This window comes from Streptomyces sp. NPDC059443 (assembly GCF_042750105.1).
Classification (GTDB): domain Bacteria; phylum Actinomycetota; class Actinomycetes; order Streptomycetales; family Streptomycetaceae; genus Streptomyces.
The window spans coordinates 188995-205686 of record NZ_JBHYVM010000006.1 but is presented as its reverse complement, the minus strand read 5'-3'; the positions used below and the strand labels follow the sequence as shown (position 1 = coordinate 205686).

At 70.3% G+C, this 16692-nt stretch carries 17 protein-coding genes; 14 read left to right on the top strand and 3 right to left on the bottom strand.

The window, feature by feature from the left end:
* Window positions 1-112 precede the first annotated feature (112 nt).
* Window positions 113-1816, bottom strand: coding sequence for a chitinase (locus tag ACFXDJ_RS08405; RefSeq protein WP_384848457.1), 1704 nt, complete (start codon window positions 1814-1816; stop codon window positions 113-115).
* Between the two features lie 342 nt (window positions 1817-2158).
* Between ACFXDJ_RS08405 and ACFXDJ_RS08400 the strand changes: the two genes are divergently transcribed.
* The 14 genes from ACFXDJ_RS08400 (at window position 2159) to ACFXDJ_RS08335 (ending at window position 13349) form a co-directional block, all read left to right on the top strand.
* Window positions 2159-3136, top strand: coding sequence for a hypothetical protein (locus tag ACFXDJ_RS08400; RefSeq protein ID WP_384848454.1), 978 nt, complete (start codon window positions 2159-2161; stop codon window positions 3134-3136).
* A 42-nt stretch (window positions 3137-3178) separates the two neighbouring features.
* Complete coding sequence (cpaB, locus tag ACFXDJ_RS08395) at window positions 3179-3880, top strand: Flp pilus assembly protein CpaB (RefSeq protein ID WP_384652074.1); 702 nt, start codon at window positions 3179-3181, stop codon at window positions 3878-3880.
* A gap of 7 nt (window positions 3881-3887) precedes the next feature.
* Complete coding sequence (locus tag ACFXDJ_RS08390) at window positions 3888-5195, top strand: CpaE family protein (RefSeq protein ID WP_384652072.1); 1308 nt, start codon at window positions 3888-3890, stop codon at window positions 5193-5195.
* A 3-nt stretch (window positions 5196-5198) separates the two neighbouring features.
* Window positions 5199-5579: a TadE/TadG family type IV pilus assembly protein gene (locus ACFXDJ_RS08385; protein WP_384652070.1), complete on the top strand. Its 381-nt coding sequence runs from the start codon at window positions 5199-5201 to the stop codon at window positions 5577-5579.
* A complete protein-coding gene (locus tag ACFXDJ_RS08380) occupies window positions 5576-5944 on the top strand; it encodes a TadE/TadG family type IV pilus assembly protein (protein ID WP_384848451.1) in 369 nt (122 codons plus the stop codon). Before ACFXDJ_RS08385 ends, ACFXDJ_RS08380 begins: the two co-directional genes overlap by 4 nt.
* A 4-nt stretch (window positions 5945-5948) precedes the next feature.
* Window positions 5949-7358 (top strand): CpaF family protein, encoded by a 1410-nt coding sequence (locus ACFXDJ_RS08375; RefSeq protein ID WP_384848448.1) that lies wholly within the window; start codon window positions 5949-5951, stop codon window positions 7356-7358.
* On the top strand, window positions 7355-8293 hold the full coding sequence (locus ACFXDJ_RS08370) for a type II secretion system F family protein (RefSeq protein ID WP_384652064.1): 939 nt from the start codon (window positions 7355-7357) through the stop codon (window positions 8291-8293). The genes ACFXDJ_RS08375 and ACFXDJ_RS08370 overlap by 4 nt, the downstream gene beginning before the upstream one ends.
* 16 nt (window positions 8294-8309) lie before the next feature.
* On the top strand, window positions 8310-9200 hold the full coding sequence (locus ACFXDJ_RS08365) for a DUF5936 domain-containing protein (protein WP_384652104.1): 891 nt from the start codon (window positions 8310-8312) through the stop codon (window positions 9198-9200).
* A 5-nt stretch (window positions 9201-9205) separates the two neighbouring features.
* Window positions 9206-10414: a sensor histidine kinase gene (locus ACFXDJ_RS08360; protein ID WP_384848445.1), complete on the top strand. Its 1209-nt coding sequence runs from the start codon at window positions 9206-9208 to the stop codon at window positions 10412-10414.
* On the top strand, window positions 10396-11106 hold the full coding sequence (locus ACFXDJ_RS08355; RefSeq protein ID WP_384848504.1) for a response regulator: 711 nt from the start codon (window positions 10396-10398) through the stop codon (window positions 11104-11106). Before ACFXDJ_RS08360 ends, ACFXDJ_RS08355 begins: the two co-directional genes overlap by 19 nt.
* A gap of 110 nt (window positions 11107-11216) precedes the next feature.
* On the top strand, window positions 11217-11465 hold the full coding sequence (locus tag ACFXDJ_RS08350) for a hypothetical protein (RefSeq protein WP_384848441.1): 249 nt from the start codon (window positions 11217-11219) through the stop codon (window positions 11463-11465).
* Complete coding sequence (locus ACFXDJ_RS08345; RefSeq protein ID WP_384848438.1) at window positions 11462-12094, top strand: pilus assembly protein TadG-related protein; 633 nt, start codon at window positions 11462-11464, stop codon at window positions 12092-12094. Before ACFXDJ_RS08350 ends, ACFXDJ_RS08345 begins: the two co-directional genes overlap by 4 nt.
* A gap of 5 nt (window positions 12095-12099) precedes the next feature.
* Window positions 12100-12705 carry a hypothetical protein gene (locus ACFXDJ_RS08340; protein WP_384848435.1) on the top strand — a complete coding sequence of 202 codons (606 nt, stop codon included), beginning with the start codon at window positions 12100-12102 and terminating at the stop codon, window positions 12703-12705.
* 5 nt (window positions 12706-12710) lie between these two features.
* Entirely contained in the window at window positions 12711-13349 is a 639-nt protein-coding gene (locus ACFXDJ_RS08335; RefSeq protein ID WP_384848432.1) for an OmpA family protein, read from the top strand.
* A gap of 299 nt (window positions 13350-13648) precedes the next feature.
* Here the strand turns inward: ACFXDJ_RS08335 and ACFXDJ_RS08330 are convergent, their stop codons facing one another.
* Window positions 13649-14119, bottom strand: a complete 471-nt coding sequence (locus tag ACFXDJ_RS08330) for a DIP1984 family protein (protein ID WP_384652053.1) — start codon at window positions 14117-14119, stop codon at window positions 13649-13651.
* Window positions 14120-14380: 261 nt separating this feature from the next.
* Entirely contained in the window at window positions 14381-16585 is a 2205-nt protein-coding gene (locus ACFXDJ_RS08325) for a PQQ-binding-like beta-propeller repeat protein (RefSeq protein WP_384848429.1), read from the bottom strand.
* Window positions 16586-16692 lie beyond the last annotated feature (107 nt).

Here is a 16692-nt window from a genome sequence, read left to right as displayed (position 1 = left end):
GTGTGGGGGTAGCCGTGCGGATGCGCACAGCGTGCTCTCGTGGCATGTCCGGGTCAAGAAATGCAAACCAGCCAAAAATCCCGGTGTCCGGCCACCCCCACACACCTACCGCCTACGGCAGGCCGTGGACCTTCGGACCCACCGAGTTGGACCAAGCGCTACCCGCCTTGGCGTCCCAGTTGGTCGACCAGGTCATCGCCCCGCGCAGTCCGGGGTACGTCTTCGACGGCTTGAAGCTCCCGCAGCCGGTGCCCTTGGTCAGGCAGTCCAGCGCGTTGTTCACGATGGTCGGGGAGACGTAGCCACTGCCCGCGCCGCTCGGTGAGGCCGGGACGCCGATGCCCACCTGCGAGGGGTCGAGGCCGCCCTCCAACTGGATGCAGGCCAGTGCGGTGAGGAAGTCCACCGAGCCCTGGGAGTAGACGTTGCCGTCGCAGCCGTTCATCGAGCCGCTGTTGTAGTACTGCATGTTGACGACGGTCAGGACGTCCTTCACGGCCAGCGCCGTCTTGAAGTAGCCGCCCTGGGTCGACTGCATGTCGATGGTCTGCGGGGCCATGGTCAGGACGAAGGAGGAGCCCGCCTTCGACGCGAGCGAGTGCAGCGCCTGGGTCATGTAGGTGGGGTTCAGGCCGTTCTCCAGGTCGATGTCGATGCCGCTGAAGCCGTACTCCTGCATCAGCGCGTACGCGGAGTTCGCCAGGTTGTTCGCGGCCGTCGCGTCATTGACCGAGATGGTGCCCTTCTCGCCGCCGATGGAGAGGACGACGGACTTGCCGGCCGCCTTCTTCGCGGCGATGTCGGCCTTGAACTGGGCGACCGTGTAGCCGCCGAGGCCGGCCGAGTCGAGGTTGAAGGCGATGCCGCCCGGCGTGCTCGTGGCGTCGGCGAAGGAGACGGCGATGATGTCGTACTGGGAGGACACGTCGGAGATCTTCTGGACGGTCGCGCCGTTGTTGAAGTTCTGCCAGTAGCCCGTCAGCGCGTGCTTGGGCACCGCCGGGTTCGGGTTCGGGTTGCCGCCCCCGCCGCTCGTGGTGGTGCCGGTGACGGCCGCCGCCTTCGCGCCCTCGCCGGCCGCGTTGTACGCGCTCACCTGGAACGAGTACGAGGTCGACGCGGTGAGCCCGGTGATCTGGGCGGAGGTGCCCGAGGTTACGGTCTGGACGCGGACGCCGTCCTGATACACGTAATACCCGGTGGCGCCGCTGACCGCGTTCCACGAAAGGGTGAGCCCGCTCGCGCTCTGGCCGGAAACGGCGGTGCCGGCCGGGGCGCCGGGAACGGTCGGTGCGGGGTCCGTGCCGCCTCCGCCGTCGGGGCCGAAGACGCTGAACTCGTCGACCACGTAGCCCGGCTGGCCGTACCAGCCGTGCGTCCAGACGGTGACCTGGGTGGTGCTCGGGCCGGTGGTGAAGGTGGTGGACAGCTTCTGGAAGCCGCCGCCGGTGCCGGGGGTCCAGGTGGAGACGTCCTGGGTGCCGGTCCCGGTCGCGCCGATGTACACGTACGAGCCGTTGACCTGCTCGCTCAGCGTGTACGTCGAATTCGGCTTGACCGTGACGGTCTGGCTGCACTGGGCGTTGTCCTGGCCCGCCGGGGTGGCCTTGAGGGCGGCGGCCCCCGCGAAGACGGGGGAGGAGACGATCGCGCCGCTGCCGGAGGTGCACGTCCAGTTGGCGAGGCCGGACTCGAAGCCTCCGTTGCGGACGACGTTCACGTCGGCGGCCTGCGCGGTGCCGGTGGCAAGGGTGGTGAGGCCGCCGGCGGCGAGGGTGACGGCGAGCGGGATGGCGAGGGAACGTATGCGGTTCACGTGGGCTCCGTGGGGGGAGTGGGGATGTGAGGTGCGCGTCAGAGGGCATGTGGGGTGCCCCGCCGCCAAGTTGGTCTAGTCCAATCATCCTGTCAAGGGTGTTTGCGATATGGCTTGAACCGATCGAACGGCCCGGCCCCTTCCGCTCCCGGTTGTCCGTATTTCCCGCCACCTGTGACACGTGCCCGCGGCACGGGAATTCGCAAGGCCCTGCCCTGTCAGGAAGGACGCGGATATGGTGCTGGGGCAAGGGGGAAGGGTGTTGATCGTTTGCGGTCGCGCAGCATGCGCGCACGCACGCCGGTCAGGGGAACGCCCGTGGAGTACCGGGTGAACGGGGGGATGCGCGTGCCGACCGCCATTGCTGTCACCAGTGCCGATCTGGTGCTGCCGGCCCCGGACCGGCACACTCCGGCGGCCACCGTGCTGGCGCCGCCGCACGAGCTCGACCTGGAGGGCGCGCTCGCCCAGACGGCCGCCCTGCTGGAGCGCCACGGCCACCTCGTGGTCCTCGTACCGACCTGGCTCCCGGCCTCCGAGGCCCGGCGCCTGCACACCGTTCGGGCCATCCTGGAGACCGACCGGATCGCGCTGGTCGACATCGATCTCCCCCCGCTGGCCACCGCCCTGCTGGTACGTCAGCTGCGCCAGCTCAGCGTCTGCGACTTCAGCCCCGGGGTCCTCGCCTCCGCCGCCCGGCTGCTCGCCCACTACATCTACGCGGGCGCACTGCTCGGCTCGGTCGCCAAGCTGGACCGGGTCCCCGTCGGGCTGGGGGCGCACGCCAAGTCCTGGTCGCCGAACGCCCAGTTCGCCGTCCTGGCGAACCCGGCTCCGTACCTGGCCAAACTCGGCTCGGGATCCGGATCGGGCGGCGGCGCGCACGGCGGTGGGCACGGCGGCGGGCACGGCGGGGCGCACGGTGGCGGGGCGGGTCTGCCCGCGGGGCCCGACTTCGCCACCCACCTCACCTTCGCCCGCGGCCAGCTCACCTCCGACTGGGTGGTCTCCGAGCTGGCCCCCGCCTGGAAGGTCCAGGGCGTCATGGAGAACCCGCTGCCGGCCGACTCGCCCGCCTGGTGGGCCACGCCGAAGCTGGTCGAGTTCGCCGCCGCCATCCCGGACCCCTCGGTCCTCTACCAGCTCGTCGCCTCGGTCCGCCGCGAGGAGTGCCGCTGGTGCGGCTTCGAACTCATCGGCGACCGCTGTGGCTTCTGCGCGGCCCCGCTCATCGCACCGCCCCCGGCGCAGCAGCCGGCGGCGGCCCCGGTGGCGGCGGGCTCCGCCCCGGCCACCCGCTCCAGATCCAGACTCCGATGATGACCGGCTCGAACGAACGAAGAACGGCGAGGTAGTACCGCGATGAACTCACGCCAGCGCCGCGGCGTCATCCTGCTGATCCTGTCGGTCCTGTGCGCCGTCGCCGCCTTCGGCGGAGTCCTCGTCGTCATCGGCGACGTCAACTCCAAGGTCGGGGCCGAGGTCGTCGCGTACCGCGTGAAGGGCGACATAACCCCGTACACCCCGCTGACGGCCGGCCAGTTCGAGGAGGTCAAGGTCCCCCAGCGGTGGCTGTCCGACACGGCCGTCACCGACCTCGGAGCGGTCAAGGACAAGATGGCGCTCACCGCCCTGAAGAAGGGCTCGCTGCTCCAGAGCGACATGTTCGTCGACAAGCCGAAGCTCCAGGCCGGCGAGCAGGAGATCGCCATCATGATCGACGCTTCCACGGGCGTGGCGGGCAAGATCACCCCCGGCGCCAAGGTCAACATCCTGGGCACCTTCAAGGGCAAGAAGCCCACCGACCCCGACGTCGCGGTGGTCATGGTGGCCAACGCCCGCGTCATCAACGTCGGCAGGCTCACGGCCCTGGACAAGGACAGCGACAAGAAGGGCCCCGCCGAGGCCGTCCCGATCACCTTCGCCCTGAACACCAAGGACACCCAGCGCGTCGCCTACGCGGAGTCCTTCGCGGAGCACGTCCGCCTGGCCCTGGTGGCCCCCGGCACCGATTCGACTCCCAACCCGGCCGACCACTTCTACACCCTCGAAGGCGATAGGTGAGCCGCGGATGACCACCCGAATCCTCCCCGCGGTCGGCGACCCGGAAGCCGCCCGCGTCATCGCCACCCTCCTCAGCCAGCTCCCGGGCGCCGAGCCGGCCGCTCCCGTCCCCGACTCCACCTTCCTCCTCGACATGCTGGGCCGGCTCGCCACCGAGTCGATCGACGAACTGCCCGAGGTGGTCCTCGTACACGAGCGGATCGGTCCGCTCCCCGCCCTGGAACTCATCCGCGAAGTCGCCCTGCGCTTCCCGGGGGTGGGCGTCGTCCTGCTCACCTCGGACGCGAGCCCCGCGCTCTTCTCCGCCGCCATGGACTCGGGCGCGCGCGGCCTGATCGGCCTCCCCCTCGCCTACGAGGAGCTCGCCGCCCGCGTCCAGGCCGCCGCCCAGTGGTCCGTGGGCGTACGCCGCCACCTGGGCCGGGGCCCGGACCTCCCCACCGGCCCGGGCGGGCGGGTGGTCACGGTCACCGGGGCCAAGGGCGGAGTCGGTGCCACCTTCACCGCCGTGCAGTTCGCCCTGGCCGCCGCGGCCGCGGGCCGGCGTACCGCCCTGGTCGACTTGGACCTCCAGGCGGGCGACGTCGGCTCGTACCTCGACGTGCAGTTCCGGCGCTCCATCGCCGACCTCGCCGGCATCCAGGACATCTCGCCGCGCGTCCTCCAGGACGCCGTCTACGACGACCGCACGGGGCTGGCGCTGCTGCTCGCCCCGGCCGACGGCGAACGGGGCGAGGAGGTCGACGACCGGGCCGCCCGGCACGTGATCGCCGCCCTGCGCGCCCGCTACGAGCTCGTCGTCATCGACTGCGGAACCCAGGTGACCGGCGCCAACGCGGCGGCGGTGGAGACGGCGGACGTGGCGGTCCTGGTCACCACCCCGGACGTGGTCGCCGTACGGGCGGCCAAGCGGATGGTCCGGATGTGGGAACGGCTCCAGGTCAGGAAGGCGGAGGACACGGCGATGGTCGTCAACCGCTGGACCAAGCACACCGAGATCCAGCCCTCCCTGATCGAGAAGATCACGAAGACCCGGGCGGTACGCACCCCGGTGCCGGCCGCGTTCAAGGAGCTCCAGGCGGTCGTGGACGCGGGCCGGGTCCAGGACCTGGACAACCGCTCGACGGTGAAGCAGGCGCTCTGGGCGGTGGCGGGGGAGCTGGGGCTGCTGACGGCGCCGGACGCGGAGCCCGCGGCCGCCTCCCAGCAGCCCGGCGCGACCCTCGCGGTCCGCGCCTCCGGCCCGGTGGCCCGCCTGCGCGGCGGCGACCGCGGCGCCCTCGGCCCGTGGCTGCGCCGCGGCCGGGAGGGCTGAGCCGTGCCCGCGCGGAGATCCGTACGGGGCCGGGTGCGGGGTGACCGGGGCCAGGTGGCGATCGAGTTCGTCGGCACGGTGCCGCTGATCCTGCTGCTCGTGGCGGCGGTGTGGGAGTGCGTACTGATCGGCTACGCGTTCTCCCTGGCCGGGAACGCGGCGGACGAGGCGGCGCGGGCGGGGGCGGTGAAGGGGGCTGCGGAGTGCGAGGCGGCGGCGGGCAAGTACATCGGCGGAGCCTGGAACATGTCCGTCGCCTGCGGCGCGTCCGGAGACGTCTACAAGGCGACCGTCACGCTCAACATCCCCGTGCTGTACCCCGGGCTCGGCTTCGGCTCGATCGACGGCACGGCCGGCGCGGCGATGGAGAGGGAGTCACCTTGAACCGGAACAGGCCCAAGCTCTCCGACCGGGGCCAAGTGGCCATCGAATACATCGGCTTCATCCCGATCCTGCTGTTCGTCGCGCTGTGCGGGATCCAGCTCGGCTGGGTCGCGTACGTCCACCAGCAGGCGGAGACCGCTGCGCGCACGGCCGCGCGGGTGGAGGCCCACAAGGGCTCGGGCGGTGCGGCCGCCGGTCAGGCGGCCGTCCGGGGCGGTCTGGGCGCCGACATCAGCGTGACCAAGGACGCCGACACCGTCACCGCGCGGGTGACCATCCCGGTCAAGTCGATCATCCCCGGGCTGAACCCCGACCCGGCGACGGCCACCGCCGTCATGCCCAACGACGACCCGAAGGGACCCTGACCACATGAGCCTGCGTTCCCGGGTCAACACACCGGACGACCGCCACAACCCCCGCGAGGACGGCCGGCTGGTCTCCTCGTACCGCGCGAAGCTGCTGGAGGAGATCGACCTCGCGGAGATGTCCGCGCTCGCGCCCGCCGAACGCCGGGCGCGCCTGGAACGCGTACTGGGCCACATCATCAGCCGCGAGGGCCCGGTCCTCTCCACCGCCGAGCGCGCCCAGCTGATCCGCCGCGTCGTCGACGAGGCGCTCGGCCTCGGCGTGCTCGAACCGCTGCTCGAAGACCCCACCATCTCCGAGATCATGGTCAACGGCCCCGACCAGATCTTCGTGGAACGCTCCGGCCGCGTGGAGCAGCTCCCGCTGCGCTTCGCCTCGCACGACCAGCTGATGCAGACCATCGAGCGCATCGTCTCCACCGTCAACCGCCGCGTGGACGAGGCGAACCCGATGGTCGACGCCCGGCTGCCCAGCGGCGAGCGCGTCAACGTCATCATCCCGCCGCTGTCCCTGACCGGCGCCACCCTCACGATCCGCCGCTTTCCCCGGGCCTTCACCCTGCACGAGATGGTCGGCCTGGGCTCCCTGGACGAGCACATGCTCCTACTGCTCTCCGGCCTGGTGGCGGCCAAGATGAACGTGATCGTCTCCGGCGCCACCGGCACCGGCAAGACCACCCTCCTCAACGCCCTCTCCGGCCTGATCCCGGAGGGCGAGCGGATCATCACCATCGAGGACTCCGCCGAGCTCCAGCTCCAGCAGGCGCACGTCATCCGCCTCGAATCCCGCCCGGCGAACGTGGAGGGCAAGGGCCGGATCACCATCCGCGACCTCGTCCGCAACTCCCTGCGCATGCGCCCCGACCGCATCATCGTCGGCGAGGTCCGCGGCGGCGAGACGCTCGACATGCTCCAGGCGATGTCCACGGGCCACGACGGCTCCCTCGCGACCGTCCACGCCAACAGCTCCGAGGACGCCCTGATGCGCCTCCAGACCCTCGCCTCCATGTCGGAGGTGGAGATCCCCTTCGAGGCGCTCCAGGACCAGATCAACAGCGCCGTCAACGTCGTCGTCCAGCTGACCCGCTTCGGCGACGGCACGCGCCGCATCACCGAGATCTCCATCCTCGACTCGCACGGCCGCGAACCGTTCCGGATCATCCCGGTCTGCCGCTTCGTCCCCCAGCCCATGGGCGCGGACGCCCGGGTGCAGGGCTACTTCGCCTACTACCCGCTGCCGCGCCGCATCGCGGACCGCCTCTACATGAACAGCCAGCCGATCCCCCAGGCCTTCGGCGTGGCCCTGCCGGACGACCCACTGACCGGCCCACTGACGGGCCCTCTGACCGGCCCTCCGACTCCTTTGACCCCTCTGAATACGCGCACGATCAGCGGGAGCGGAACCGCCCTGTGAACCCATACGTCTCCGTCACCCTCGCCGCCACCCTGCTGGCCTGCCTGTTCGTGGTCTGGGGTGTCCATGCCTACTCCAAGGGCCACGCCCAGCGCGCCGCCCTCATCGACCGCCTCTCGGCGAGCGGAGCCCCCGAGCCGCTGGGCCGCGTACGCCGCTTCCGCTCCCTGGACCGCCGGCTGCGCCGCACGCAGCTGGGCAAGCGCATCGAGATCAAGCTGGCGACCACCGGCCTGGACGTCACCCCGGGCGAGTTCTTCGTCTACATGCTCGCCTCGGTCGCGGCGGTCTGGCTGATCGCGGCTTCCCTCCTGGCACCGTTCTTCGGCCCGGTCGCCGGAGCCATCGGCCTGTGGGCGGCCAACGCCTTCCTCAACTGGCAGCGCACCCGCCGCACGGAACGCTTCATCAACCAACTCCCCGAGCTGGCCCGCATCCTGGCCAACGCCACCCAGGCCGGCTTGGCCCTGCGCACGGCCATCGGCATCGCGGCGGAGGAACTCGAAGCCCCGGCGGGCGAGGAGCTGACCCGCGTCGCGGACCGCCTCGCCATCGGCCACTCCATCGAGGAATCGCTGGGCGAGCTCACGGAGCGCCTGCCCTCCCGGGAGCTGGTCGTCCTGGTCTCCACCCTCGTCCTGTCGGCGCGGGCGGGCGGCGCGATCGTAGGCAGCCTCCGCAACCTGACGGTGACGCTGGAGCAGCGCAAGGAGACCCGGCGGGAGGTCCGGACGCAGCTGTCGCAGGTGACGGCGACGGCGTACCTGGTCCCGGCGATCGGGCTCGGCTCGTTGCTCCTGGTGAACGCGATGATGCCGGGCGCGCTGGACCGCATGACGGGGGCCCTGATCGGCCAGACGGCGGTCCTGGTCTCGCTGGGCCTCTTCACGCTGGGCTTCGTCCTCATCCGCCGTATGTCGAAGATCGACGTGTGAGGAGCCCGAAACCGTGATCGCTCTGCTCCTGGCCGTCCTGGTGGGCGTCTCCGTCTTCGGGATCTTCCACGGAGTCCGCCTCTACCGGGCCGACGCCAAACTCCCCACCGACCTGGCCCTGGCCCTGGAGGTCGGCGCCACCCGCACGACGGCCGTCGGCTCGGCCATCGACCGGATGGGCATCCGCTACGCGCCCCTGGTCCTGCGCCTGATGGGCCCCACCCGGGTGGCCCGCAAACGCCGCCAGATCGACTCGGCGGGCAACCCGGCGGGCCTCACCATCGACCGCTACGCGGCCCGCCGCGCGGTCTACGGATTCCTCGGCGCCCTCGGTGCCTTCGCCATGCTCCTGAACGGCCAACTGGTACCGGCCCTCCTCATGGTCGCCTTCGGCCTGTTCTGGATCGAGGTCGGCCTGTGGTCGGCGGTCCGGATCCGCCGCGACCACATCGAGCGCACCCTCCCGGACTTCCTGGACGTCCTCGCCGTCGTCGTCAGCGCCGGTCTGGGCTTCCGCCAGGCCCTGGGCCGGGTGGCCGACAAGTACGAGGGCCCGTGGGCGGACGAGATCCGCATCACCCTCCAGCAGATGGACATGGGCGTCAGCCGCCGCCAGGCCTTCGACGAGCTGCGGCGCCGCAACGACTCCGAGCAGGTGGCGCAGTTCGTCACCGCCCTCCAGCAGGGCGAGGAGCTCGGCTCCCCGATCGTGGAGACCCTGATCGCGATCGCCGAGGACATGCGGCGCACGGATGCGCAGAACGCCCGCCGGCGGGCGGCGCGGGCCGTCCCGAAGGCGACGTTCGCGGTGACGACCTTCATGCTGCCGGGGACGCTGATCCTGCTGGTGTGCGGGTTCGTCTACGGCGTGAACATCGACTTCGGCGCCCTGCTCGGGGGCGGGTGATCGCCGTGGCGGTACTGGACTTCGCGCTGCCGGCGCCGACGCCGGCGCCGGCAGCTGTGGCCCCTTCCCGAACCCTCCAGGCGAACGCCCTGCAAGCCCTCTGTCGGCAGGTCTTCGCGTTCCGGATGGTGATGATCGGCCTGGGCGCACCGCTGGCGCTGGCACGGACGGCGCACGGGGGCCCGACGTACCTCGTGGGCGGCGCGATCCTGTTCACCTTCATGCTGTCCTACGTCCTCTTCCGCGACTGGGAGCGCTTCGGCCCGCTGCTGCTCCGGCACCGCTGGCTCCTGGCGGTGGACATGGCCCTCAGCGCCCTGCTCCTGATCACGGCCACCCCCGAATCCCCCCTCGGCTTCGTCTCGCTCTGCACCCCGCTGCTGGCCGGGCTGGTCTACGGGTGGCGGGGCTCGGCGATCTACGCGGCCGTGCAGGCGCTCGCGGTAGCCGCCCTGGCGCACACGTTGGTGCTGCCGACGCTGTGCCTGCTGGCGGGAGCCGCGGGGTCCTGCCTGCGCGACCTCCTCGTCCGCTTCGGCACCGCGAGCCAGGCCCTGACCGAGACCAGGGCCCGCCTGGCGGTGGCGGAAGCGGTTCGCGCGGAGCGCGACCACCTGGCCCGGGAGATGCACGACTCGGTATCAAAAACCCTGCACGGCCTGGCCCTGACCGCGGATGCGCTCGCCCGTACCGCCGACCCGTCGGCGATCCGCCGCCAGGCGGAGCTGTTGTCGGTGGCCGCCCGCACGGCCGCGGCGGAGTCGCGGGCGCTGCTGACCGACCTGCGGCGCGACCTGGACACCCCGGGGGTGTCGTTGCTACCGGAACTCCGGACCCTTGTCGCTGCGGGCGCGGAGCTCCGTACGTCGGGAGTCGTACCGCTGCTCCCGGCCGCGGTGGCCCGGCAACTGCTGGCGGTGGCCTCGGAGGCGCTGGAGAACGCGCGTCGGCACGCGGGGGCCTCACGTGTCACGGTCGCACTGGCCGCCGACACCGCCCACCTGACCCTGACCGTAGAGGACGACGGCCGCGGCCTCCGGGGGCGCGCCGTGGACCTCCCCGCCCTCGCGCGCCAAGGCCACTTCGGCCTGCTCGGCATGACGGAACGCGCGGCCGCGATAGGCGCCCGTCTGCGCTTCGTCCCCGGCCCCAACGGCTCGGGGTTCCAGGTCAGGATGGACTTGCCGCTCGCGGCATTGGAGGGGAGTCGGTGATCCCCTTGCCCCTGCTGCGCGTTCTGATCGCTGACGACAACCCCGTGGTCCGGGCCGGCCTGGTGGCCCTCCTGGCGGCGACCGAAGGCATCGAGGTGGTCGCCGAAGCCGCGGACGGCCGCGAGGCGCTGCGGCTGACCCGACTGCACGCCCCGGACGTGGTCCTCCTGGACGTCCGCATGCCGGGCGTGGACGGCATCTCGGCGCTCCCGCACCTGGTGCGGCTGGCTCCGGTGCTGATGCTGACGTACAGCCGGGAGTCGGAAATCGTCCGCGAGGCCCTGCTGTTGGGGGCGGGCGGCTACCTGGTCCACGGCGAGTTCACCGCCGATGACCTGATCCGCGCGGTCCGCGATGTCCGTGACGGCCGCCCCCATTTCACGCCATCGGCGGCGAGCGCGTTGCTCACGGAGCTACGGACCTCTTCGCATCCGCAACGAACTGTGGCACAGTCTTCTGAGCGTCTGCACAACTCGGTTGTCTTCGGGCTCAGTTCGCGGGAGGTGGAGATCATGGAGCTCATCGCGTCAGGGATGAACAACCAGCAGATCGCGGCCACCTGCTTCATCAGCGAGAAGACGGTCAAGAACCACATCAACCGGATCTTCGCCAAGCTGCAGAGCACCACCCGGAGCGAGGCGATAGCGCGCTGGCTGGGAACGGCCCGTCCAGGGGTGAGTGGCCATGGGTAGACAGAGTGCGCAGTGGGTCCGTAATTGGGCCCCGGGACCCTTGGTAACGCCTGGTGACTCGGCGTACCGTCCGCAAATCGACAGCGGCACCCGACCGGGAGGGATCCCCCATGTCACACAGCACGCTGCTGAAGGCGACCGTACAGACGAAGCTCCGAGTGAGCGGGTGGGTGGACACGGCCGTCACGAGGACGCGCAAGCGGTACGAAGGGATGGACCGGGGACAGACGGCCTTCGAATACCTGGGGATCATCCTGGTCGTCGTCGTGATCATCGGCGCGATCATCGGCACGGGCATCGGTACGGACATCACGACCAAGATCAAGGATCAGATCGATCTGATCAAATCGGGCAAGTGATCCTCAGCCGGCGGCTGGGTGATCGAGGGCAGGCCTTCCCCATCTACATCGTGGCGGTGGCGGGTCTGCTCTTTGCCGCGCTGGCCCTCTTCGCCGTGGGGATGGCTGGTGACACCCGGAATGAGGCGCAAGGCGCAGCCGACGCGGCAGCGTTGGCAGCAGCTCGCGAGGCCCGTGACCGCGTCTTTGTGGGCCTGAACTTGGTCGACCTCAAGCCGACCGACTGGGAAAAGATCCTCAACGGCAAGGGCTTCGATGTGAAGGGTGCCTGTGGGGAAGCAGAGGACTTTGCCAAGCGGAACAATGCGACGACGGTCAACTGTGAAGCGGCGCTTCCGAGATTCACGGTTTCGGTGACGACCACCCGGACCGTTGGGGAGTCTGTTGTGCCGGGCACCGAGAGTGCGCATGGCACTGCTGTGGCTACAGCCGTAATCAAGCCCCTTTGCTCACTTGGGGCGACACCTGCGCCGACAGCAACACCGGTTCCTCCCGACGGCGAGGTTCCGAAGCCAGATCCGGTGACCATCACGTGTGATGGTCATGGATCCATCAATCTGGATCCCCTGAACCCGAGGCAGTTGTCAAAGCTGGCGAGAAGCCTCTTCAGCGTGCGGCTGGTCAGCTGAAGGACATGAGAGACAAGGAAGCGGCGTACATGATGGCTCGGCACAAGGTGAAGGTCCGCAGGGGAGCGGCCGTAGCGGTTGCGGCAGTTTTGGCCCTCGCCCTGTCCGGATGCGGTGGCGATGACAAGAAGCCGCAGGAGTCTCAGAAGCCGTCCACGGCACAGTCCGGAAATGCTTCTTCACCTACGCCCAGTGGGAGTCAGAGTTCCGAGCCCACTCAGGTGATCGCGACGGTTACCGGAGAGGGCGGCGTCACCATGTTGATCAACTCGGCGACTCGTGACGCTGGCGGATTCCTCACAGTCAGCGGGCAGATCAAGAACTCGTCCGACAAAGACTTCACAGGCACTGCGGCATGGCGGGGCAATGAATTGACCACCGGCGGCGAGTCCGTAGCCGGTGCGACCTTGGTGGACCGGGCTGGGAAGAAGAGGTACTACGTGCTACGGGACACGGACGGCAGGTGTCTGTGCACGACAGGCGTATCCCGCGTAAAGGCAGGTGCGACCATCCCGTTCTTCGCCCAGTTCCCGGCGCCCCCCGCTACGACCAGCGAGGTCGACCTCAGCCTCCCCACCTTCGCCACGGCCACCGTCAAACTTTCCGGGTGAACCCCATGACAAAAAGCCACCGCATCACCGCCGCCACGGCAGTCGCCGGGCTCGTCATCGCCGGTGCTCACCTCATCGGTGCGACGAGCGCCTACGCCGATGGAGTCAAGCCGTCCGTACCTCCCGGAACAGAGCCGTCCGCCTCTGCCCCCGTACCCATCGACTCCAACGCTCCCGGCCTCAAGATCCCCCAGGGTGGAACCCTCGCGCCGATTAAGGTGCTGGACATCGCCGAGGTGGTGGAAGACCTCGGGGGCGAGCAGCGGCGGCAGGAGACGAATCAGACCGTGATGATGGCGCTGCAGTCCGAGGTGATGTTCCCGGAGGACAGTGCGGTCTTCAACGCTCAGGCGGCCGCGCGGATACAGGCCATCGCGCAGGAGATCAACACGCAGAAGGCGACCCGCGTGCGGGTCTTCGGCTTTACGGACGACCAGGGCAGCTACGAGCACGGCAAGGAGCTCTCCAAGAAGCGCGCCGACGCCGTGCAGGCGGAGCTGGCGAAGACCGTGACCAATCCCAGTGTCGTCTTCGACGTGCGCGGCTACAGCGAGGACTACCCGATCGCCGACAACAGCACCGAGGAAGGCCGCAAGAAGAACCGCCGTGTCGAGATCACCTTCCCGCGCGGCAGCGGCCAGTAGGGCCACGGCGCCCGACGCGATCCGGCGGTCGCCCTCGACGATGTCGACGGCGACCGCCGGAAGCGGCCGTGTGGAAAGCCCCGAACCCGCCCTCACCGCTTCGGATCTGCACGTGGTGATGTGCCGTGTGTTGTGCACCGTTACTTGTGTGCCGTGCTGAGCTGCACTGTCAATGGGGACTCGAACCCCAGCGTTGCTCTTCACACACCAAGAGTGGGTCGGAAAACCGCCGGCCCCCGGTTTGTGCTCGCCTCCGAAGCGACTACCTGCTCCACACGACCCCGTCCTGCCGGGACCGTTCAGTCCAGCAGGTCGGCCTCCCAGTTCGTGCGCTGGATGCGCACGTCGAGTTCGCGGATCTCCCGCGCGAGCACATCGGCCTGGCCGCGCAGCTCCGCGACCGGCAGCGCCGAGAGCGTCACCAGCTCGGACCGCAACTGCCTGCCGTAGCCCCGCTCGCCCGTACCCGCCGCCGCGTCCGCTGCCGCGGTGACCACCGAGTGGCGCAGCCGCAGTACGTCCCGGCGTGCGAGCGCGTCGGTGAGCGTGCCGTCCGGCCCCATGTCGATCGTGGCGTTGGTCCGGTTGATCCGCCGGATGAGGGACTCCAGGGCGTCCATCGCCTCACCGGCGTCCGTCAGCAACTGCGCCGCGTCCTCGGAGGGCGGCTCGCCCTCCTGGTACCGCGCGTTGCTGACTACGCGCGCCCGTAGTTGTTCCACACGCCGCGTCGTGTCCTTGCGTTCCGCAAGCGCCTCGGCAAGCTTCACCGGCCCCACCTCCCTTTCCGCGTTCCTCGTGCATCCCGCAGCAGTGTACGGATGCGAAGCTGCTCGGATGCGTCCATTTTTCGCGGCCCGGGGTCACTCGGCCGGGGATAGTTGCACTTCGGTGTGCAGGAAGTCGCCGCCCACGTCGGTGACGAACGGGATGGCAACACCCACGCCCAGTACCTTCGCCTCGCCCGCAGTGGAGTTGAGGTCGACCTGAGCGACGGTCCGGTGGCCACGTCCACGGCGGCCGACCCCGCGTCAGGCGGGGAGGGTTCCGGAGGTGGCGTTGATGGCCAGGATGCCGTTCTCGTTGGTCACGTAGACCAAGCCGTTGGCGATGACCGGGGCGTTCTCCGCCGAGTCGCCGCGCGCGGGCGCGCCGGTTCGGGCGGACCACTTCTGGAGGCCGGATTCGGCGTCGACGGCGTAGACGGTTCCGAACCGGTCGTTCAGGTCGATGACGTAGACCCTGCCGTCCGCCACGGCCGGTGTCGAGGGGATGAAGGGGCCGTTGATGTCGAAGGTCCACTTCTTGGTGCCCGTCTTCGCGTCCAGCGCGTGGAGGGCGTTGTCGCCGCCGCCGGCGTAGACCGTGCCCGAGGTGACGACCGGGGGTGAGGGCCGGAACCAGGCGTCGGCACTCGCCGGACGCTTGAGGGATACCGACCACTTCTTGGTACCGGTGGCGGCGTCGACGGCGTAGAGGCTGTCGTCGTTGGGAGTGACGAAGACGAGGGCGTCGGCCACCGCCGGGGTCCTGAAGACGTAGCCTCCCTCGCGGAACGCCCACTTCTTCTCGCCGGACACCGCGCTCAGGGCGCACAGGCCCGGTTCCGGGTCACCGACGCCGATGTAGACGGTCCCGTCGGCCACGGTCGGCGAGCAGAAGACCTTGTCTCCCGTGGCGAAGCTCCAGGACTTGTAGCCGGTGTTCGTGTCGACGGAGTAGACGTTCTTGTCCTTGCTGCCGAAGAAGACCCTCCCCTCGGCCACGGCGGGCTTGCCGGGGATGTAGTCCCCCGCGGGGAACACCCACCTCTCGCTGCCGCTGCGCGCGTGGAGTTTGCCGTTGGTGTCGGCGAAGAACAGCATGCCTTCGGCGGCCGTGAGCCTCCCGATCTCATCCGGTACGGCGACCTGCGCCTGTTCCGCTCCGGTGAGCGCGTCCAGACCGTAGATCGTGTGGCCGTCGGTGAAGCGGACCGTGCCGGCCGACAGGACCGGGGGTGACGGGATGACCGTCTTCGCCTCGTAGCGCCAGCCGCGCGGCCCGGGGCTCGGCTGCCCGCCGGAGGGAGCCGCCGAGTTGGTGGCTGCTCCGGCGGAGCCCTTGTTCCGGTTGCCGTCCCGAGAGAGCAGCGCGGCCGTCGTGCCGGTCGTGACCACCGCGGCGGCGCCGATGCCCAGCCACAACGCGCGGCGGCGGGTGAGGGGTTGGGGGCTGGTGGTCACTTCAGCCGCTTCGGCCGCTGGGGCGTCCTCGGGCTGCTCGGGGGCGGTCGGCCGCGGGGGCCTGGGCGGCGGCGTCGCCGTCTGGGTGGCCAGGCTGTGGAAGGGGTCGGGGGCGGGGCCGAAGCCGGCGGGGGGCTTCGCGGGCAGGTCGGGCACGTCGAGGGCGGCCGGGGCCGGGGCCGGGGCCGGGGCCGAGGGTGTGGGTGTCGGGGCCAGGGCGCGTAGGGCGTCGTGGACCTCGGTGGCGGAGGCCGGGCGGTCCTCGGGGGCCTTCGACAGGAGCCGTAGCACCAGGGCGTCGAGCGCGGCCGGGACGTCCGGCCGGAGCGTGCGGGGTGGGACCGGTGTCCTGTTGAGGTGCGCCGTCATCATCGCCACCGGCCCGGTGGCCTCGAACGGGGTCCTGCCGGTGAGGAGTTCGTGCAGTACGCAGCCGAACGCGTACAGGTCCGAGCGGGCGTCACCGCTCTGCTCGTCGAAGCGTTCGGGTGCCATGTAGGCGAGCGTGCCCATGACCTTGCTGGACTTGTCGCTGGCCGCCATGTAGCGGGCGATCCCGAAGTCCAGGATCTTGATCTCGCCGCCCGTGGTGAGCATCAGGTTGGCCGGTTTGAGATCCCGGTGCACGATGCCCGCGGTGTGGGCGGCGGCCAGTGCGGCCGCGCCCTGGGCCGCCCAGTCGACCGCGTCCGCCACCGGGGGCGGGCCGTCCTCGCGGAGCACCGCCGCCAGGTCCCGGCCCTGGATGTACTCCATGACCAGGAACAGCGTCCCGTCGGCCGGGTCCTGGCCCATGTCGTGGACGGTGACGACCCCGCGATGGTTGAGGCCTCCCGCGGTGCGCGCCTCGCGGAAGAACAACTCCGCGCCGCCGGGGTCGCCTTGGTCGTGCGGCAGCAGCTTGACCGCGACGTGGCGGCCGATCACCCGGTCCCGGCCCGCCCAGACCTCGCCCATACCGCCCCGGCCCACGAACTCCGCCAGCTCGTACCGGCCCGCAAGAACGCGCACAGCCACTCTCCCCGACCCCGTTCCGTCCCGTCCCCTTGGGACACACCGCCCCCAACCTAGCGAACGTGCCCCGGCCAACCATTACGAAGCATCCGTGCTTGTCGCGG